Origin of the sequence: Mesorhizobium sp. CA13, from assembly GCF_020165235.1 — a bacterium.
Taxonomy (GTDB): domain Bacteria; phylum Pseudomonadota; class Alphaproteobacteria; order Rhizobiales; family Rhizobiaceae; genus Mesorhizobium.
On record NZ_JAIUHS010000006.1, the window covers coordinates 305,945 to 324,846 of the forward strand.

Annotated in this window: 14 protein-coding genes; 7 read left to right on the plus strand and 7 right to left on the minus strand. The window is 64.6% G+C overall.

The features are described 5' to 3' along the window. Positions 1-83: 83 nt before the first annotated feature. The gene (locus LB566_RS17240; RefSeq protein ID WP_224625252.1) at positions 84-992 is read left to right on the plus strand and encodes a patatin-like phospholipase family protein; all 909 of its coding nucleotides are present in this window, start codon (positions 84-86) and stop codon (positions 990-992) included. A 100-nt stretch (positions 993-1,092) separates the two neighbouring features. Here LB566_RS17240 and LB566_RS17245 read toward each other — a convergent pair whose 3' ends face one another. From LB566_RS17245 to LB566_RS17270, 6 genes are all read right to left on the minus strand, one after another. Continuing rightward, positions 1,093-1,674 carry a CarD family transcriptional regulator gene (locus tag LB566_RS17245; RefSeq protein ID WP_006327799.1) on the minus strand — a complete coding sequence of 194 codons (582 nt, stop codon included), beginning with the start codon at positions 1,672-1,674 and terminating at the stop codon, positions 1,093-1,095. A 367-nt stretch (positions 1,675-2,041) separates the two neighbouring features. Continuing rightward, positions 2,042-2,380: a ferredoxin FdxA gene (fdxA, locus tag LB566_RS17250; protein WP_140493333.1), complete on the minus strand. Its 339-nt coding sequence runs from the start codon at positions 2,378-2,380 to the stop codon at positions 2,042-2,044. A gap of 207 nt (positions 2,381-2,587) precedes the next feature. Beyond that, positions 2,588-2,980: an RNA-binding S4 domain-containing protein gene (locus tag LB566_RS17255; RefSeq protein WP_224625253.1), complete on the minus strand. Its 393-nt coding sequence runs from the start codon at positions 2,978-2,980 to the stop codon at positions 2,588-2,590. A gap of 14 nt (positions 2,981-2,994) precedes the next feature. After that, on the minus strand, positions 2,995-6,330 hold the full coding sequence (locus LB566_RS17260) for a helicase-related protein (protein WP_224625254.1): 3,336 nt from the start codon (positions 6,328-6,330) through the stop codon (positions 2,995-2,997). Positions 6,331-7,043: 713 nt separating this feature from the next. After that, on the minus strand, positions 7,044-7,769 hold the full coding sequence (phbB, locus tag LB566_RS17265; protein WP_224625255.1) for an acetoacetyl-CoA reductase: 726 nt from the start codon (positions 7,767-7,769) through the stop codon (positions 7,044-7,046). Between the two features lie 118 nt (positions 7,770-7,887). Beyond that, a complete protein-coding gene (locus LB566_RS17270) occupies positions 7,888-9,072 on the minus strand; it encodes an acetyl-CoA C-acetyltransferase (RefSeq protein WP_224625256.1) in 1,185 nt (394 codons plus the stop codon). On the opposite strand from LB566_RS17270, the gene LB566_RS17275 reads away from it, so the two are divergent. Both LB566_RS17275 and phaR read left to right on the plus strand, forming a co-directional pair. Further along, positions 9,053-9,250, plus strand: coding sequence for a hypothetical protein (locus LB566_RS17275; protein WP_224625257.1), 198 nt, complete (start codon positions 9,053-9,055; stop codon positions 9,248-9,250). The two genes, LB566_RS17270 and LB566_RS17275, sit on opposite strands and share 20 nt — an antisense overlap. 117 nt (positions 9,251-9,367) lie before the next feature. Further along, positions 9,368-9,976, plus strand: coding sequence for a polyhydroxyalkanoate synthesis repressor PhaR (gene phaR, locus LB566_RS17280; protein WP_140493348.1), 609 nt, complete (start codon positions 9,368-9,370; stop codon positions 9,974-9,976). A gap of 24 nt (positions 9,977-10,000) precedes the next feature. Here phaR and LB566_RS17285 read toward each other — a convergent pair whose 3' ends face one another. Further along, positions 10,001-11,143 (minus strand): citrate synthase, encoded by a 1,143-nt coding sequence (locus LB566_RS17285; protein ID WP_224625258.1) that lies wholly within the window; start codon positions 11,141-11,143, stop codon positions 10,001-10,003. 91 nt (positions 11,144-11,234) lie between these two features. Here LB566_RS17285 and LB566_RS17290 point away from each other — a divergent pair, with 91 nt between their 5' ends. The 4 genes from LB566_RS17290 (at position 11,235) to LB566_RS17305 (ending at position 18,866) form a co-directional block, all read left to right on the plus strand. After that, a complete protein-coding gene (locus LB566_RS17290; RefSeq protein ID WP_224625259.1) occupies positions 11,235-12,323 on the plus strand; it encodes a citrate synthase/methylcitrate synthase in 1,089 nt (362 codons plus the stop codon). 213 nt (positions 12,324-12,536) lie between these two features. Then, the gene (locus LB566_RS17295) at positions 12,537-13,667 is read left to right on the plus strand and encodes a patatin-like phospholipase family protein (protein ID WP_224625260.1); all 1,131 of its coding nucleotides are present in this window, start codon (positions 12,537-12,539) and stop codon (positions 13,665-13,667) included. A 771-nt stretch (positions 13,668-14,438) separates the two neighbouring features. Beyond that, on the plus strand, positions 14,439-15,614 hold the full coding sequence (locus LB566_RS17300) for an efflux RND transporter periplasmic adaptor subunit (protein WP_224625261.1): 1,176 nt from the start codon (positions 14,439-14,441) through the stop codon (positions 15,612-15,614). Between the two features lie 75 nt (positions 15,615-15,689). Further along, complete coding sequence (locus LB566_RS17305) at positions 15,690-18,866, plus strand: efflux RND transporter permease subunit (RefSeq protein ID WP_224625262.1); 3,177 nt, start codon at positions 15,690-15,692, stop codon at positions 18,864-18,866. Positions 18,867-18,902: the final 36 nt, after the last annotated feature.

The window sequence follows — 18,902 nt, forward strand, 5'->3', positions numbered from 1 at the left end:
GCGTTGCTCCTTGTGAACCCGCCGCAAGGCACGGTCTGTTATTTCGATGGACGGGAATGCTCACGGGCTGCGATAGTGGGCTGATGGTTCGCAACGTTGCTCTTGTTCTCGGTGGTGGCGGGGCCGCCGGAAATGCCTGGCTGATCGGCATCATCGCGGGCCTCGCCGAAGCTGGTGTCGATCTGACGGAGGCCGCCGATCTGGTGATCGGAACCTCCGCAGGCGCCAATGCGGCAGTGCAGGTGCGCAGCGGCATTCCGCCGGGCGAACTGCTGGCTGCGGTGCTGTCCCCGCTGCCGGTTCAACCGGCCGGACAGAGCCGTCAACCGCCGTTCCCGTCGATGGATAGTGTGTTCGAGCGGATGCGTTCCATTTCCGCCTCCGCTACCTCGGCAGCCGATCTGCAGCGGGCGATGGGCGCATTCGGATTGGAGAGCGATGCCAAATTCGGACCTGAAGTGGCCAAACAGCGGCGCGCATTGGTCGCCGCCAGATTGCCTCGCCATGAATGGCCAGAAGGGCCGATGCTCGTGGTGGCCGTAGACGCGCTTACCGGTGAACTGGCTGCGTTCGACCGTGATTCCGGCGTCGATCTGGTTGACGCGGCCACCGCGAGCACCGCGCTGCCCGGTGCGGGGCCTACGCACAGCATCAATGGCGTTCGCTACATCTCGGTTGGCGTGCGCTCCGCCGATAATGCCGACCTTGCGTCGGGCTATGCGAATGTGATCGTGCTCTCGCCGTTCAGCGGACGGAGCGGGCCGCTACCGGAAGGGCAGTTCGAGGGCCTGCGCAGACCGCCGGGGGCGGACCTTGCAAGCGAGGTCGAAGCCCTGCGCCAGCAGGGCAGCCGGGTGGTGGTGATCACGCCTGACGTCGATTCCCGCGCCGCAATGGGCACCAACCAGATGGATCTGGCGACCCGCATTCCCGCGGCCCGTGCCGGCTTCGCCCAAGGCAAGCAGGAAGCGGCCCGCATAACGTTCCTGTGACGATTGCACGCCGAGGGGCGTGCCCAACTTTCCAAATATTGCCTGCAACAAAAAACCCGGCGCGAGGCCGGGTTTTTCAGAAACTCATAAGGCGCAAGGCTCAGGCAGCTTCTTCCTGCTCGGCTTCCTCATTGTCGGCCTTGGCGCCGCGCTTAGGGCCCTTGTTGAGGTTGACCTCGATCAGGCGCACGGCTTCGGTCTCCGACATGCGGTTGACGGCGGCGATCTCGCGGGCCATGCGGTCGAGCGCGGCCTCGTAGAGCTGGCGTTCGGAATAAGACTGCTCCGGCTGGTTGTCGGCGCGGTAAAGGTCGCGAACAACTTCCGAGATCGAGATCAGATCGCCGGAATTGATCTTGGCGTCATATTCCTGCGCGCGACGCGACCACATGGTGCGCTTGACGCGGGCGCGGCCTTGCACGACCTTCAGTGCGCGCTCGACGTAATCCTCTTCCGACAGCTTGCGCATGCCGATCGAGGTTGCCTTGGCGACCGGGACCTTGAGGCGCATCTTGTCCTTCTGGAAATCGATGACGAACAGTTCCAGCTTGTGCCCGGCCACTTCCTGCTCGTCGATCGAGACGATCTGGCCGACACCATGCGCCGGATAGACGATGTACTCGCCGGTCTTGAAACCGTGACGTGCAGCGGTGGACTTCTTCTGCGGGGTGATCGTTGCCATTACGCCCTGAACTCCTTGTTGTGGGCCGGCGGCGGTGCCGGCTGAACTCGCGCGATCGGGTTACCGATCATTAGCCGCACAACAGATGAACCCACCGGAAAAGCCGGGACCGGCAAACCGCACGATTGCGATCGCCTGGCCCAGATCGCTCTGGTCCGATATGGGATTTTCACCTTTCAGTGATTTGGGGCGTTAGCGCCATAAATCGACGTTGTGTCACCGGCATGTTTCGCTCATGTAACACAAAAAGTCGGAAGAATCAAGGTTTTGCTGCATAAGCGAAGGCCACAGGTCCACGCCGCCTGTCAAGGCGGTTAATAGGCCGTACCTCTTACGCCGCGTCATGCCGGTTGAAACGGCAGCGTTGTCAGTCGCCTTCTCCAGGTTCAGCCGAGAAATATTTCTCGAACTTGCCGGCCTCGCCATCGAAGGCCTTGGCGTCGGCCGGCGGCTCCTTCTTGGCGGTGATATTAGGCCATTTCTCGGCGTATTCGGTGTTTATCTGCAGCCATTTGTCGAGGCCCGACTCCGTATCGGGCTTGATCGCGTCGGCGGGGCATTCCGGTTCGCAGACACCGCAGTCGATGCACTCGTCGGGATGGATGACGAGCATGTTCTCGCCCTCGTAGAAACAGTCGACCGGACAGACCTCGATGCAGTCCATATATTTGCATTTGATGCAGTTGTCGGTCACGACATAGGTCATCGATCTGCTCCGGGACATCCCGTTTTTGTTGGCTTTTTCCGTGAGGTAACGCCTTTGGCGCTCGCTTGCAAGGGCGGCCATTCCGGCCATGCCGGCATTGCCGGAATGGAATTCCAACGGGTCGGCAATGGCGGGCATCGGTCATGTGCCCGGACCGTTGTGTCGGCGGCGTGGAAGAACATACATGCTCCCTCCGTGCACCGGCGGTCAGTCGTCGCCAAGCAGGCGGTCCGTCTCGCGGCGCTCCTTCTTCGTCGGGCGGCCGCTTCCGGCCTCGCGCAGCCCTGGGATCGCGTCGGGAGGCGCCTCGCCCGTCGGCGCGGCAGGCGACATGTCTTCGTAGAGCGTGCGTGCCTCTACGGCGGGGCCGCGCCGGCTTCCCGCATCGAGCACCTTCCAGATGAAGATGCGCCGCTCCAGCGTGATGGTCAGGACGTCGCCAGGCTTGACCAGGTCGGAGGCCTGCGCTGCTTTGTCGCGATTGATGCGCACCCGGCCGGCCACGACCAGTTTGGCGGCCAGCGAGCGCGATTTCACCGCGCGCGAGAAGAACAGCCATTTGTCGATACGCTGCCGGTCGGTGGCCATCGGGGCGACCATCGGATCCTGTGCGGCTATTTCTTCAGCTGGTCGCGCAAAGCGGCGAGCTTGGCGAAGGGAGAGTCGGGATCGAAGCGAGCCGGGCGCTCATCGCGCGGTTTTGCCTGAAACGAGGGCTTGCCGCCCTGCGGGCCGCCCTTGCCTTCCGGCCTGCCGCCCGGCCGGCCCTCACGGCGGTCAGAACGCTCGCCCTGCGGCTTGCCCTCCCGCCGTTCCCCGCCTTCGCCTTGCGGCCTGGGCTTGAACTTCGAGCGATCGAAACGCGGCTTGCCGGCGCCATCGCGGCGCCCTTCATGGACGGGCCGGGTGTCGGGCTGGCCGCCAGCGGCATCCGCCGGGGCATCAGAGCGCGCCGCCTGGCCGTTGCGCGGACGGGCGCGGTGCTCGTGGTGACGGTGACGAGGCCGCTGGTCGAAGCGGCCCTGTCGCCACAACAGGATCGGCTTAGGCTCTTCGGCTTCCGCGGCGGGCACGCCGGCTTCATCCTGTCCCTGTTGGGGAGCGTCGGCGTTGTCACCCCCACCACCGCCGCTTCGCTCCGCGACCTCCCCCGTCGACGGGGAAGTGAGAGCGTCGGCGCTTTCGGCAGGAGTCTCAAGGACGGCTTCTGTTACAGGCGCAACCTCTTCCGTGGCTTCGGCTGGAGCTTCGGGTTGTTCTTCCGCAACAGACTCGGCCGCTTCCGCAATGGGTTCAGCAGGAATTTCGACGGCGGTCTGGGCAGTCGCAGTTTCCGGATCTTCCGCTGATGTCTCCGCAGGCGTGTCCGCCGCAGCCGCCTCCGCCGCCTTGGCCTGCTCGGCGCGCGCGGCCTCTTCCGCTGCCAGCTTGGCCGCCACGGCTTCCCGGGCGGCATTGTCCTGCGCTTCCAGCCGTGCCTTGACTTCGACAGCCGGCTTCGGTTCGGCGCGGTAGCCAAGACCTTTCAGGATTTCTTCCATGTCATCGGCGGTGGCGCCGAGGATCGACATCATCGGCGGCGTCACCATGAAAGACTGGCCGTCATAGGCGCCATCCGGACGCTGGCCGAGGCCGGGCTTCCAGTTGGTCGCCGGGCGGATCAGGTCGGCCAGCCGTTCCAGAATGTCGATGCGCACGGCGCGGCGGCCGAGATTGCGGTAGCCGGCAAGCTTGTAAAAGGCCTTGTCGAAAGCCGGATCGATGACCACCGAGGTGCGGCCCGATGCCAGCGCATGGACGACGTCGCCGAAGCCGGGCTTATCCTTGCCGTCGTTTTTCAACGCCCACAGCAACGTCACCAGTCCGGCGGGCGCTGGCTTGATCAGCGCCGGCACGAAGACATGATAGGCGCCGAAGCGCACGCCCAGCCGGCGCAATGCCGCGCGGCCTTCCTGGTCGAGCGACTTCATCTCCTCGGCGATGTCGCGGCGGTTGATAAGGCCGAAATTCTCGACCAACTGGAAGGCAATGCCGCGGCCGATGCCTGATAGCTGCTCGGCATTCTTCAAATCGGCCAGCGGCTTCAGCAGGGATTCGATCTGGAAATTGACGAAGCGCTCGGCGCGCGCGGCGACCTTGTCGCGCGCCGGGCCGGTCAGTTGCTCATCGGCCAAAAGCACCAGCCGCGGCTTCAGCGCGTCTTCGCCGGCAACCAGCGTGCCGATCGGCGCGCCGATCCAGCGCAGCGTGCCGTCGGAACCGAGCGCGATGTCGCCATTGGCGCAGGCGCCGAAGCGTTCGGCGCGTGCCTCGAACTCCGCCGCCAGCGCCTTCTGGGCGGCCGCGCGCACGGCCTTGGCGTCTTCGCCGCCAGCGCTCTGATCGGCGGTGAAACGGAATCCCTGCAACTCGCCGACATGGTGGCCTTCGACGAGGACGGTTCCGGTTGGGCTTATTTCGGCTTCAGGCATGGTATTTTCTCTAAGGCGCCGCATGAGGACGGAAGTCCTGCGGTCTACGAAGCGTTTCGTCAACCGCTCATGCAGCGCATCCGACAATCTGTCTTCGATTTCGCGCGTCTTTTCCTGCCAGTGTGCCTGATCGGCCAGCCAGCCGGGCCGGTTCGACACGAATGTCCAGGTGCGGATCTGGGCGATGCGATGCGACAGCGTATCGATATCGCCCTCGGTGGTATCGGCGCGGCGCACCTGCTCGGCCATGTAATTCTCGTCGACATGGCCGTGCCTGGCGAGATCCATGTAGATCGACGCAATGAGGTCGGCGTGCTGGGCCGGCGCAATCTTGCGGTAGTCGGGGAGCGCGCAGGCCTCCCACAGCAGCGCGACGCGCCTGGCATCGGTAGCCAACGCGCGGATGTCTTCGTCACGAGAGAGATGCTCAAGCGCCTGCGCATCGACTGCCGGCAGCGCACGGGTCAGGCCTTCCACCGGGGCGTTGGTCTCGATCGAGCGCTTCAGCGCGTCGAGGCTGGCGAAGTTGAAACGCGCTGTGCGCCATTGCAGCACCTTCACCGGGTCGAAGTCGTGGCTTTCGATCTTCTTGACCAGCTCCTCGTCCAGCGGGTCGACCTGGCCGGTGACGCCAAAGGTGCCGTCGCGCAGGTGCCGGCCGGCGCGCCCGGCGATCTGGCCAAGTTCGGCCGCCGTCAGGTTGCGATACTGGTAGCCGTCGAACTTGCGGTTCTGGGCGAAGGCGACATGGTCGAGATCGAGGTTAAGGCCCATGCCGATGGCATCGGTGGCGACGAGATAGTCGACGTCGCCTGACTGAAACAGCGCCACCTGGGCGTTGCGGGTGCGGGGCGAGAGCGCACCAAGCACGACGGCCGCACCGCCCTGCTGGCGACGGATCAGTTCGGCGATGGCATAAACCTCGTCGGCGGAGAAGGCGACGATCGCTGTGCGGCGGGGCAAGCGGGTCAGCTTCTTCGAACCGGCATAGGCCAGATGCGACAGCCGCGGCCGTGTCACCACCGAGACGCCCTTCAACAGGCGCTGCAAGATGCCGTGCATTGTGGCGGCGCCGAGCAGCAGCGTCTCCTGGCGGCCGCGCAGGTGCAGGATGCGGTCGGTGAAGATGTGGCCGCGCTCGAGGTCTCCGGCAAGCTGAACCTCATCGATGGCGACGAAGGCGGCGTCGGTCTCGCGCGGCATGGCTTCGACGGTGCAGACCGAATATTTGGCGCCTAGCGGCTGGATCTTCTCCTCGCCGGTGATGAGCGCCACCTTGTGGGCACCGACCTTTTCGCAGACGCGGGTATAGACCTCTCGCGCCAGCAGCCTGAGCGGCAGGCCGATGATGCCGCTTTCATGCGCCACCATGCGCTCGATGGCGAGGTGGGTCTTGCCTGTGTTGGTCGGCCCAAGCACGGCAGTCACGTCGCGACCCGACAGGATCAGCGGCTCGGTGGGTTTCGGACTGATGTTCATCGGCTCGGAAATAAGGCTTTCTGGCCTCTCATTGTCGGGAGCACGCCTCGGGTGGCGCGTATGACAGGCGACACATAGGGATTTCAGACGCGAAGCGAAAGCGGAATGTTCCGCCGTCGGTTCGAAGCCGCCTCCGTCAAACTTCGGTTCGGCTGCTGATTAAGGGTTGGAACGAGTCTGGAACGAATCGGCGACGAATCGCTGACTCGCCCGGATTCAGGTTTTGTTCACGGCTAGATGTGGAGTTTTGGCTGATGACCCTTACCACATGCTGAATCACGGAATTGGCCCGTTTCATGCTAAGGGAGAGTCGCCGTTAACTTTTGCCGGCAAAGCCGTTACACAGCCCCGCCTGCTTCATCCAAGCTTATGAAATTGTTGACCTTTCTTGAGAGGAATTAACGGTTTGACAGGCGATTCCGGCTGCTCTCGTTAACATTGCGGCCAAACATGGAACGAAAGGGCTACGAATCGGCGATGTCGGGATTTTCCCTGTTTGTTCACGACAAGATGTAGTGTTGTGCACAGGTTTTCCACCGACAATGCACAGCTTGTCCATGCAGTTTTGCACAATACTCGCTGGCCCATTAACCTTTGCGTGCCGGATTGGAACAGCAGACCGACAGCCATCATCGGACGGTGTCACGGACATGCGAAGCGGATGGCGAACGAGCCCTCCTTCAAATCGGTACCGGGAAGCCGGCAGTCCGGCCTCAGGCGAAGTACTGGCCGCCATTGGCGGTGATGGTCGATCCCGTGATGAAGCCGGCGTCCTCGGAGGCAAGGAAAACGACGCAACGCGCGATCTCCTCCGGCTCGCCGAGGCGCCCGACCGGGATTTGCGGGATGATGCGTTCGTTGAGCACCTTCTCGTCGATCGCCCGGACCATTTCGGTGGCGATATAGCCTGGGCAGATGATGTTGACGGTGATGCCCGCGCGGGCCCCTTCCTGGGCCAGGGCCTTCGAGAAACCGATGTCGCCGGCCTTGGCCGCGGAATAGTTGACCTGGCCGGCCTGGCCCTTCTGGCCGTTGATGGAGGAGATGGTGATGACACGGCCGAACTTGCGGTCGCGCATGCCGCTCCACAGCGGATGCGTCATGTTGAAAACGCCGGAGAGATTGGTGTCGATGACCTCCTTCCACTGCTCACGCGTCAGCTTGTGGAACATGGCGTCGCGCGTGATGCCGGCATTGTTGACCAGCACCGCGACCGGGCCGAGATCGGCCTCGACCTGCTTGATGCCCGCGGCGCAGGCGTCGTAGTCGGCGACCGACCATTTATAGGTCTTGATGCCGGTCGAGGCCGTGAACTTGCTCGCCGCCTCGTCATTGCCGGCGTAGTTGGCGGCAACCGAATAGCCGGCGTCCTTCAGCGCCATCGATATTGCCGCGCCGATGCCGCGCGATCCGCCCGTGACGATTGCAACCTTGGTCATGCGTTCCCTCCCTTTGGTCGGGAGAGTGAATGGGGAGCAGCGAATAGCGGCAGGGATCAGATAGCCCGTTGCGCTGACGCCGTTCTTCCCTATTCGCTACTCCCCATGCTCTTCTCTTTTAGAGCGCTTCGACGCACATGGCGACGCCCATGCCGCCGCCGATGCACAGCGTGGCGAGACCCTTCTTGGCACCTCTTCGGCGCATCTCGTGGACCAGCGTGTTGAAAATGCGCGCGCCAGAGGCGCCGATCGGGTGGCCGATGGCGATGGCGCCGCCATTGACGTTGACGATCGAGGGATCCCAGCCCATGTCCTTGTTCACCGCACAGGCCTGCGCGGCGAAGGCCTCGTTGGCCTCGATCAGGTCGAGATCACCGACTGACCAGCCGGCCTTTTCCAGCGCCTTTCGCGAGGCGGGAATCGGGCCGGTGCCCATGATCGCCGGGTCGACGCCCGCGGTCGCCCAGGAGACGATGCGCGCCAGCGGGGTGATGCCCCGCCTGGCAGCTTCCGCTTCGCTCATCAAAAGCGCGCCGGCGGCGCCGTCGTTGATGCCGGAGGCATTGGCGGCGGTCACAGTGCCCTCCTTGTCGAAGGCCGGCTTCAGCTTGGTCATGGCATCCAGCGTCGCGCCATGGCGGATGTATTCGTCCTGGTCGACAATTGTATCGCCCTTCTTGCCCTTGATGGTGAACGCGACGATCTCGTCCTTGAACCGGCCGGCCTTCTGCGCGGCCTCGGCCTTGTTCTGCGAGGCCAGCGCGAACTGGTCCTGGTCTTCGCGGGTGATCTGGAACTGGCGGGCGACGTTCTCGGCGGTGTTGCCCATGTGATAGCCGTTGAAGGCATCCCACAAGCCATCCTTGATCATGGTGTCGATCATCTTGTAGTCGCCCATCTTGACGCCAGCGCGCAGGTGCTGGGCGTGCGGCGACAGCGACATCGATTCCTGGCCGCCGGCGACGATCACCTTGGCGTCGCCGGTGGCGATCTGCTGCATGCCGAGCGCGATGGCGCGCAGGCCTGAGCCGCACACCTGGTTGAGGCCCCAGGCAGTGGTTTCCCTGGGCAGCCCGGCGAGGATCGAAGCCTGGCGGGCAGGGTTCTGCCCTTGGGCCGCGGTCAAAACCTGGCCAAGAATGACCTCGTCGACCTCGGCCGCCTCGACGCCGGCGCGCGACAACAATTCCCTTACGACGACGGCGCCAAGCTCGTGCGCCGGGGTGGCGGCGAAAGCGCCGTTGAAGGAACCGACCGGTGTGCGCGCGGCGCTGGCGACGACGATGGCATTGGAAGCGGGCATTCTGTTCTCCAAACTTCAAGCTGATGTTCTGTGGTTGAAGACTTTTCTTGCCCTTTCCAAATCGCGAGTCAAACCGGAAATCGGCAGGGCACCCATGCGTCGCAAGCAAGCCGCGCGTTGCCGCGGCATCAAGCTGTCCGCTGCTGCGCAGCATGTTTCACCGGCCGTGCAGCGATAATTAATCCCGCACTGCACAAACTGCTTGGAATTGTGAGGCTTTTGCGCATATCCTTTGCTCGGGCGCAATCGTTACCGGCGGCTTACCCAAGCGCGCCGGTGTCCGGGGAGGATGCAGATGGCCGCGAAAGACGATCCGATCGTCATCAAGAAATATGCCAATCGCCGGCTCTACAACACCGGCACCAGCACCTATGTGACGCTTGAGGACCTGGCCGAAATGGTCAAGAAGGGCGAAGAGTTCACGGTGCAGGACGCCAAGACCGGCGACGACATCACGCATCCGGTTCTGACCCAGATCATCTTCGAATTGGAGAATAAGGACGGGCAGAACATGCTGCCGATCCCGTTCCTGCGCCAGTTGATCGCCTTCTACGGCGACCAGATGCAGATGATCGTGCCGAGCTTCCTCGAACAGTCGATGATCGCCTTCTCCAAGGAACAGGAACGCTTCCGCGAGCAGATGAAGGGCGCCATCGGCAAGTCACCGCTCGACATGATGAAGATGGCCACGCCGATCAAGGCGCTGGAGGAGCAGACGCGCCGCAACATGGAAATGTTCCAGAATGCCATGCGGCTGTTCACGCCTTTCCCGCCGGCAGGCTCGGCACCTGCGGCGGCCCCCGCCGAACCGGCCAGGAAGGAAACGCCGGAAAAACCCGACGATCTGCAGCAGCTGAAGGACCAGATCGCGGCCATGCAGCGCAAGCTCGACACCATGTCGTGAGCGCGCAGCGCTTTTCTTCCGATCCTACGGCAATAATCCCTCATAGCGACCGCGCGGCCTGATGCTGCCGCCGCTCATTGCCTGTTCGACCATGTGGGCGGCCCAGCCAACGCTGCGTCCAAGCGCGAACAGCTGGAACGGCGCATCGCGCGGCAGGCCGAGGCTGCGCGTCAGAACGGCCAGGGCAAAGTCGACGTTCGGGCGGGCGCCGGTCGCGGCGATGGCGGCGATTTCCAGCGATCGCAATGTTTCGTCGGTGTTGTCGATGGCCGCCAAAAGTGCCGTGGCGCGGGGGTCACCCTCAGGATAGAGCGGATGGCCGAACCCCGGCAGTGGTCGATCATGGCCGAGCCAGCGCCGGATCGCCGCATCGGCGTTGTGCCGCGCCGCATCCTCCGCCAGCTGCATCACCGCTTCGCTGGCGCCACCGTGCCGCGGGCCGGACAGGGTTGCCAGGCCCGCCAGCAGGCTGGCGGCGGGCGAGGCTCCGGTCGAGGCCGCGACGCGCGCGGCGAAGGTCGATGCGTTGAGTTCGTGGTCGGCGAGCAGCACAAGGGCGCGCCGGATCGCCTGCGCACCGCCTTCATTCACCGACCAGCCTCGCGCCAGTCGCATGTGCACCGGATCGGATCCCGCCGAGGCGCCAAGAGCGCCTGCCACCACGCCGATCGCGCGCGCGGCGTCGGCGCACAGCGAGGTGGCGCCGCGTCCAAGTGAAGGCCGCCCCTGGCCGGCGAGCATGGCAAGTTGCATGAAGGCTGGGGCTCGGCCGAGTTGTTGGGATGTATCCGAGGCCGGGGCCTCGAAACTCACCGGCTCAGGCAGGGCCCACAGCAAGGCGGCGGTCTCTTCGAGCGTGGCATGTTCGGACAGCGCGACGGCGTCGCGGCCCCGATAGACGAGGTGGCCGTGCGAAACGGTCGAGATCGAGGTGACGATCGACGGTTCGCCCCAGGCGATGGCGCTTTCGGCGATGGCCGACGGGCTGCGTCCGCGCGCTCTTCGCGTCGCCAGGGCCGCGATATCGTCGGCGCGATACTGGCTGCGGCGTGGATCCGCGCTGTCCGGGCGCATGCCGATGCGTCCGCGACTGACATAGGCGTAGAGCGTCTGCGGCCGCACCCGAAGTCTTTCCAGCGCCTCTTCCCGTGCCAGCCATTCGGACATCGTGATCTCTAATATTGATTCTATTGATCAAGATTGATGCTCGTCTCTCCCACCCTTATCTCCCATCTGCAAAAGCTTCAAGGAGACAGCCATGGCGAATGGGCTTGACGATGTGGTGGCGGCCGAAACCGTTCTTTCGGACGTGGATGGCCTGGGCGGTCGCCTGACGATCCGCGGTCACTCCCTGCCGGAACTGGCCGGACGATGGACCTATTCGCAGGTCACCCGCCTGCTGCTGGACGGGTTCTTCGACGACCTTCCCGGAGACGCGGAGCTGGCCGCGAGACTGGGCCAGGCGCGCGTCGAGGTGTTCGACCGGCTCTTGCCTTCGCTGCCTTTGCTGGCACCGCTAGATGTCTACAGTGCCATGCGCGCTGGCATGGCGTTGCTGCCGGACGGCGAGACGCTGGCGGACGCGCTTCGGCTGATCGCGGCGCCCGCCGTGCTGACGCCGGCCCTCTTGCGGCCGCAGCGCGGCGAGCAGCCGGTCGCGCCGGATGGGAAGGCCGATCATGCTGCCGATATGCTGAGAATGCTCGACGGTTTCGTGCCGACGCCGGCCCTGGCAAAAGCGCTCGACACCTATCTGGTGACCGTCTGCGACCACGGTCTCAATGCTTCGACCTTCGCCACGCGCGTCGTCGCCTCGACGCAGGCCGGGCTGACATCGTCGGTGCTGGCTGGCCTCGGCGCGCTCAAGGGGCCGCTGCATGGCGGCGCGCCGGGCCCTGTCATCGAGATGCTCGACGCCATCCAGGCGCATGGCGACGCCGCCGGCTGGCTGCGCGGCGAGATCGCGCGTGGCGAACGCATCATGGGCTTCGGCCATCGCATCTACCGCGTGCGCGATCCGCGCGCCGATGTGCTGAAGGCGGTTGTGCGCCAGCTCGGCAACGAGGGCGAAGCCGGCCGCCGGCTGGCCTTCGCGGAGAAAGTCGAGCAGGCTGCGCTCGAGGCGCTTCGCATCGCCAAGCCGCAGCGCTCGCTGCAGACCAATGTCGAGTTCTACACCGCGCTCGTGCTCGAAGCGGCGGGGTTTCCGTCGGAGGCCTTCAGCAATGTCTTTGCCGCCGGCCGCGTCGCCGGCTGGGTTGCGCATGCCCGCGAGCAGCAGACGACGGGGCGGCTGATCCGGCCGCAGTCGCGCTATGTCGGACCGATGCCGGACCTCGTCGCCTGAGCATCAAATCTGTTTGGAAGATACACGGCGCCCTCCGCCACAAGGCGGAGGGCGTTTCCGCATGATCGAAATTTCATGCGATCACGCGACCGTGCTCGTGTCCTTGCCTTGGTGTGTCCTTATATGCTGCACTGCAACATAGGTCTGCCGTGACGCTGACGTCCCGATTCCCGGGCGCGCAATAAGTCAGGCACTGGGATCGGCAGGAACGCCATGACAAAGAACGGCAAGGCGGAGGAAGTGAAGAAGATCAACATCGCGCTTCAGGGCGGCGGTTCGCACGGGGCTTTTTCCTGGGGCGTGCTCGACCAGCTTCTGGAGGATGGCCGGCTGGAGATCGCAGCGTTGTCCGGCACAAGCGCGGGCGCGATGAACGCGGTGGCGCTGGCGGACGGGTTCGTTCGCGGCGGCGTCGAAGGCGCCCGCAAGAAGCTCGACGACTTCTGGCGTGCGGTGGCGGCGAAGGGCCGGTTCAGCCCGGTGCAGCGCATGCCGTGGGACGTCGCCTGGGGCAATTGGTCGATCGAGAACACGCCGGGTTATGTCTTCTTCGACACCATGTCGCGCGTGTTCTCTCCCTATGTCGCCAACCCGCTCGGCCTCAATCCCTTGCGCGACGTGGTCGCGCAGGAGATCGATTTCGACAATGTACGCGCCTGCAAGTCGATGGAACTGTTCATCTCCGCCACCAATGTCGAGACAGGGCAGTTGCGGGTGTTTTCCGATGGCGAGATCGACCTCGACACAGTGATGGCCTCGGCCTGCCTGCCGCAACTGTTCCGCGCCGTCGAGATCAAGGGCGAGCCCTATTGGGATGGTGGTTATGGCGGCAATCCGGCGCTCTATCCGTTCTTCAAGACGGCTGCCACCGAGGATGTGCTTTTGGTGCAGATCAATCCGGTCGTGCGCGAGGGAACGCCCAAAAGCGCCAACGAGATCCAGAACCGCATTGACGAGATCACCTTCAATGCCGGGCTGCTGCGCGAATTCCGCTCGATCGCCTTTGTCAAGGAACTGATCGCCGCCGGCCGCCTGCCGCGGGGCGAGTACCGGGACATCCGCATGCACCGCATCGACGCCGACGAGGCTTTCAAGGACCTGTCGGCATCTTCCAAGGTCAATGCCGAATGGGCATTCCTTGGATATCTGCGCGATCTTGGCCGTACCGCCGCCAGCGACTGGCTGGAGGAGAACTATGATGCCGTGGGCAAGCGACCGACGCTCGACCTCTCCGGCGAACTCGACGACGGCTTCAAGCCGGTGCGGGGTCCGGCGTCCGGCCGACGGGTGAAGGAATTCCTGGCGGCGCGCAAGAACCCCGAAGCGGAGCGCCGCCGGGCCTGAGCCCGCATCCGTCACCCGGGCGTGATCCGCCTTCGCGGCGCCGGCAAGTTCCTTCCGGCGCCAGCAACAACCATCGCGTGTGAAGCGCACACAATCATGCTGACGCCTGCTGCCAGTGTCGTGCGGGCGCCGCTGTTCGCTGCCATCCCTTGGCCGCATCCGGAACGGTGACTGGCGGGCGAGGAATACTGTCACGAACAGCACCAGCAGGCGGTTTGTTCGAGGCTATGTCACGTCTCAAGTCCAGACGGCGGAACGCCATGGAGCAGACGCATCGAGGCGATCCGCCCCCGCTCTTGGAGCATCCGGCTCGATCAGGAATCGGAGATCTGGATCAGAGTTTAACGGTCCGTTCTTCAAGCAATTCCAATGTGTTGCGTGAAATTCCGCGCGCCGGGATGATCCGTCAGGCCGAGGTCATCATCGTGCTCGAAACCCGCGCCGGGATGAAAATCGCTCCGCGCCGGCGTCGTCTCTGCGAGAGCACAAGCGGCCCTGCGGCGCCGGGTCCCCAACGGCCGATCATGGGCCGCTGGCGAGCCGCGCCAAAGCCGCTCCGCATCTCTGGAAAAAACGTTTCGCGACGGTCACACTCTGCCCGGCTTCGCAATGCTGCTGCAACTTTCCGACTATATTGCGTTGCAAACTTGATGTAGAAGCGCGCTTCGCCGATCACGGCAATTTGAACACGGCCTGGCGCGCACCCATATCGGCGACGCGCTCCTCGAGGAGGACGCAGTCCCGGCCAAACCCCGCAGTGGAAAAACGACGATGCCGAAAATCAGGTTTCACAAGCTTGCTGCCATTGTTGTGCTCATCGGGTTCGCCGCCTGGATGGCGACGGGAGAATTTTCGTCCGTTGGCAGTGCCGCCGCCGACGCCCAGAAGGCAGCAGAGGCCGACAAGGCCAAGACGCCGGAGGCCGGCAAGCCGAACACGGCGCAAGCCGAGTCGAAGGCCGCGCCGCGCACCGTCGCGGTGGTGACGCCGCCGCGCAAGACCTATGCGCGCGCTATCCGCATTTCGGGGCTGACCGAGGCCGACAAGCGCGCGGTGCTGGCAACGCGCGTCGCCGGCATCATCGACAAACTGCCGGTCAGCCAAGGCCAGCACGTCAAGACGGGTGACCTGGTGCTGATGCTGGCGGCGGAAGAGAAGATCTCGAATGTCGACAACGCCAAGCAATTGCTGGCGCAACGCAAGGCCGAGCTAGACGCCGCCGAACGGCTGGCCAAGACCGGCAATCTGCCGAAGCTGCAGCTCGATACGGCGCGCTCGAATTTGACCTCGGCGCAATCGATGCTGGAGACCGCGCAGGCCGAACTCGATCGCAACGAGGTTAGGGCGCCGTTCGACGGCGTCATTGACAGGGTGCCGGTGGAACTCGGCAGCTCGGTCATGCAAGGCGGCGAGGTGGCGACCATCCTCAAGCTCGATCCGGTGATCGCCCGCGGCGAAATCAGCGAACGCGACCTGCGCTATATCAAGATCGGCGAAGAGGCCAATGTGCGCCTGGTCAACGACCAGAAGGTCACCGGCACCGTGCGCTACATCAGCCGCGATGCCTCCTCGCAGACCCGCACCTTCCGTGTCGAGGTGGCGATCCCCAATGCCGATGGCAGTATTCCCGCCGGCATGACGGCCGAGATCACACTCAGCGCCGAACCGACCGACGCGGTTCTGCTGCCGCGTTCGGTGGTGACGCTGGGCGACAAGGGCGATCTCGGCATTCGCGCCGTCGGCGGCGACGACAAGGTGGCCTTCTACCCGATCGACCTGGTGGACGACACGCCGAACGGCCTCGTGCTCGGCGGAATTCCGAAGGATGCGCGCATTATCGTCGCCGGCCAGGAACTGGTGAAGGAAGGCGACATCGTCAAGCCCGTCGAGGCCGACCAGGCGACCATCAACAAGCTGATCGGCGAAGCCAGCGCCGGTACCCAGTAGCGCAAAGCCCGGCGCCGGGACCTCCGGCGCCACCCGCCAGTTCGCCGCTTCCCAAGAAACAGCAGGCATCAAGTCATGGATATCGTCAGACTCGCAATCCACAACGCCCGCCTCACAATATCCGCCCTGCTGTTCCTGCTGGCGGCGGGCTGGGTCGCCTATCAGTCGACACCCAAGGAAGCGGAACCCGACGTTCCGATCCCGATGATGTATATCAGCCTGATCTACCAGGGCATTTCGCCGGAGGATTCGGAACGCCTTCTCTTGCGGCCGATGGAAAGCAAGCTGAAGAGCCTGAAGGGCCTCAAGGAGATGCGCTCGGCCGCCTTCCAGGGCGGCGGCTACGTGCTGGTCGAGTTCCAGCCGCAGACCAATCTGGCCACGGCGCTCCAGGACACGCGCAGCAAGGTGCAGGACGCCAAGGCCGACCTGCCGCAAGCGGCCGAGGAGCCGACGGTCAACGAGGTCAACGTCTCCGAGTTTCCGGTCCTCGTCGTCACTCTGTCGGGCGACGTGCCGGAGCGCGTGCTGACGGCGGCCGCGCGCGAACTGCGCGATCGCATCGAAGAGGTGCCGGGCGTGTTGGAAGGCTCGCTGCAGGGCGCGCGCGACGATCTGGTCGAAGTGGTTATCGATCCGGTGAAGCTGTCCTCCTACGGGCTGCAGCTCGACCAGGTGATGCAAGGCGTCGGCGCCTCCAACAGCCTGGTCGCGGCCGGCAATCTCGAAGGCTCGGAAGGCAAATACGCGGTCAAGGTACCGTCGCTGATCGAGACGCCCGAGGACGTCGCCAACCTGCCGGTCGTCGCTACACCCAATGCCGTGGTGCAGGCCAAGGACATCGCCACCATACGCTCGACCTTCAAGGACGCCGAGACGGTCACTCGCCTCGACGGCAAGCCAGCCATCGCCATCGAGGTGAAGAAGCGCATCGGCGCCAACCTGATCGACACGCTGAACCATGTCAGGGAGGTGTCGGACACCTTCATCAAGACGATGCCCGAGGGCATGCATGTCACCTACACGCAGGACAAGTCGGTCTTCGTCAACCAGCTCTTGGGTGACCTTCAGAACCACGTCATGATCGCCGTGATCCTGGTGTTCATCGTCATACTCTACGCGCTGTCGGGCCGCGCCTCGCTGCTCATCGGGCTGGCCATTCCATCGTCCTTCCTGATCGGCATATTGCTGCTTGCCATGATGGGCTACACGATCAACATGATCGTGCTGTTCAGCCTCATCCTGGCGGTCGGCATGCTGGTCGACGACGCCATCATCGTCACCGAGTTCGCCGAGCGGCGCATGAGCGAAGGCATGCCGAAGGCGGATGCCTTCGCGCTCGCCGCCAAGCGCATGGCCGGCCCGGTCATCGCGGCGACGATGACGCGCATCGCCGCCTTCTCGCCGCTCCTGTTCTGGCCAGGCATCATCGGCGACTTCATGAAATACATGCCGATCACGCTGATCGTCACGCTGTCGGCCTCGATGCTCTATGCGCTGGTGTTCGCGCCGACATTGGGCGCGATCTTCGCCAAGGCGCCGAAGCATCACGAGGACGACAATCGCGACGGCTGGTACATGGCCATCGTCAAGCAGGCGGTGCGCTTCCCGATCACCGTCCTGGTGCTCACCGTGGCGCTGCTGTTCGGCGTCGGCTACGCCTATTCGAAATACGGCGCCGGCGTCGAGTTCTTCCCCAGCGTCGAGCCGGACTACGGCCTGCTCTACGTGCATGCGCGCGGCAATCTTTCGCTGGCCGAGATGGATGCCGCCACCAGGACGGCGGAGAACAGGCTGCTCGGCTGGCCGGGCGTGAAATCGGTCTATACCCGTGTCGGCAAGACCCAGGGCGGCGGCCAGGACATTCCCGAGGACGTCGTCGGCGTGATCCAGTACGAATTCGTCGACTGGCGCGAGCGCAAATCCGCCAACCAGATACTCAGCGATCTTCGCGGCGTCATGGCCGGCATTCCCGGCGTCGATGTCGAGGTGCGCGTGCCGGAGGCAGGCCCGCCGACCGGCAAGCCGATCCAGATCAGGCTTTCGGCCGCCGATCCCAAGGGGCTCGACGACAAGGCGCGCGCGGTGGCGGCGCGGATCGCCAAGGTGCCCAACGTCATCGACATTTCGGACGGCCTGCCGCCGCCCGGCGTCGACTGGGCGCTCGAGGTCGACCGCGCCAAGGCCGCCCAATACGGCATCAGCCCGACCTCGGTCGGCACCGTGGTGCAGCTGGTGACCAACGGCTTGAAGCTGTCGGAATACCGGCCGGCGGGCGCCGACGATGCCGTCGACATCCGGCTGCGCCTTCCGGAAGACCGGCGCACGCTGTCGACGCTCGACGAACTCAGGGTGCAGACCTCGCAAGGGTCGGTGCCGATCTCGAACTTCGTCGTGCGCAAGCCCGAGCCGACGGTCGGCATCCTCAACCGCATCGACGGCGCGCGCACCGTGGTGGTGCAGGCCAACGTCGCCGCCGGAGCGCAGGTCGCCGCCGTACAGGAGCAGGTGACCAAGGCGGTCTCGGACATGGATCTCGGCAGCGGCATACGCTGGAAGCTCGCCGGCTCCAACGAGGACAGCGCGGAAGCGAGCGCCTTTCTCAGCAAGGCTTTCGGCGCGGCGATCTTCCTGATCTTCCTGGTGCTGCTGGCGCAGTTCAACAAGTTCACCAGCGTCTGGCTGGTGCTGTCCTGCGTGGTCATGGCGACGATCGGCGTGTTCCTGGGCCTGCTTCTGACAGGCGAGGCGTTCGGCATCGTCATGTCGGGCATCGGCGTCATCGCGCTGGCCGGTGTGGTGGTCAACAACAACATCGTGCTGATCGACACCTATGACCGGCTGCGCGAGGAGGGCTGGGACAAGATGGAAGCGGTGCTGCAGACCTGCCGCGAGCGTGCCCGCCCTGTGGTGCTGACGGCGGTTTCGGCCATCCTCGGCGTGTTGCCGATCGCCTTCGGCCTCGGCCTCGAGATCTTCCATCATGAGACGACGATCAATGCGCCTTCGACGCAGTGGTGGATTTCGCTGTCCTCGGCGATTGTGTTCGGCCTGTCCTTCGCCACCGTGCTGACGCTGGTGGTGACGCCGTCGATGCTGATGGTGTTCACCCGCGCCAAGGTCAAGCCCGGCGCGCGGCGAGGGTGGTTCAGCCGGCTGCTGCGACGCGGCAAGGGAGAGATACCGCCGCAGGAACCAACGGCCGATGGCAACGCCGAGCCGGCAATCGCCTTCCCGAAGGCCGCGGAATAGAGCGGTTTCGCAAGCCCGACCAAAAGGCCGCCCGGG

What these genes read in the sequence shown, in the direction of transcription:
- LB566_RS17240 (WP_224625252.1), top strand. Translation starts at nt 84, where the DNA reads ATGGTTCGCAACGTTGCTCTTGTTCTCGGTGGTGGCGGGGCCGCCGGA.
- LB566_RS17245 (WP_006327799.1), bottom strand. Translation starts at nt 1,674, where the DNA reads ATGGCAACGATCACCCCGCAGAAGAAGTCCACCGCTGCACGTCACGGT.
- fdxA (WP_140493333.1), bottom strand. Translation starts at nt 2,380, where the DNA reads ATGACCTATGTCGTGACCGACAACTGCATCAAATGCAAATATATGGAC.
- LB566_RS17255 (WP_224625253.1), bottom strand. Translation starts at nt 2,980, where the DNA reads ATGGTCGCCCCGATGGCCACCGACCGGCAGCGTATCGACAAATGGCTG.
- LB566_RS17260 (WP_224625254.1), bottom strand. Translation starts at nt 6,330, where the DNA reads ATGAACATCAGTCCGAAACCCACCGAGCCGCTGATCCTGTCGGGTCGC.
- phbB (WP_224625255.1), bottom strand. Translation starts at nt 7,769, where the DNA reads ATGACCAAGGTTGCAATCGTCACGGGCGGATCGCGCGGCATCGGCGCG.
- LB566_RS17275 (WP_224625257.1), top strand. Translation starts at nt 9,053, where the DNA reads ATGGCATTGGAAGCGGGCATTCTGTTCTCCAAACTTCAAGCTGATGTT.
- LB566_RS17270 (WP_224625256.1), bottom strand. Translation starts at nt 9,072, where the DNA reads ATGCCCGCTTCCAATGCCATCGTCGTCGCCAGCGCCGCGCGCACACCG.
- phaR (WP_140493348.1), top strand. Translation starts at nt 9,368, where the DNA reads ATGGCCGCGAAAGACGATCCGATCGTCATCAAGAAATATGCCAATCGC.
- LB566_RS17285 (WP_224625258.1), bottom strand. Translation starts at nt 11,143, where the DNA reads ATGTCCGAATGGCTGGCACGGGAAGAGGCGCTGGAAAGACTTCGGGTG.
- LB566_RS17290 (WP_224625259.1), top strand. Translation starts at nt 11,235, where the DNA reads ATGGCGAATGGGCTTGACGATGTGGTGGCGGCCGAAACCGTTCTTTCG.
- LB566_RS17295 (WP_224625260.1), top strand. Translation starts at nt 12,537, where the DNA reads ATGACAAAGAACGGCAAGGCGGAGGAAGTGAAGAAGATCAACATCGCG.
- LB566_RS17300 (WP_224625261.1), top strand. Translation starts at nt 14,439, where the DNA reads ATGCCGAAAATCAGGTTTCACAAGCTTGCTGCCATTGTTGTGCTCATC.
- LB566_RS17305 (WP_224625262.1), top strand. Translation starts at nt 15,690, where the DNA reads ATGGATATCGTCAGACTCGCAATCCACAACGCCCGCCTCACAATATCC.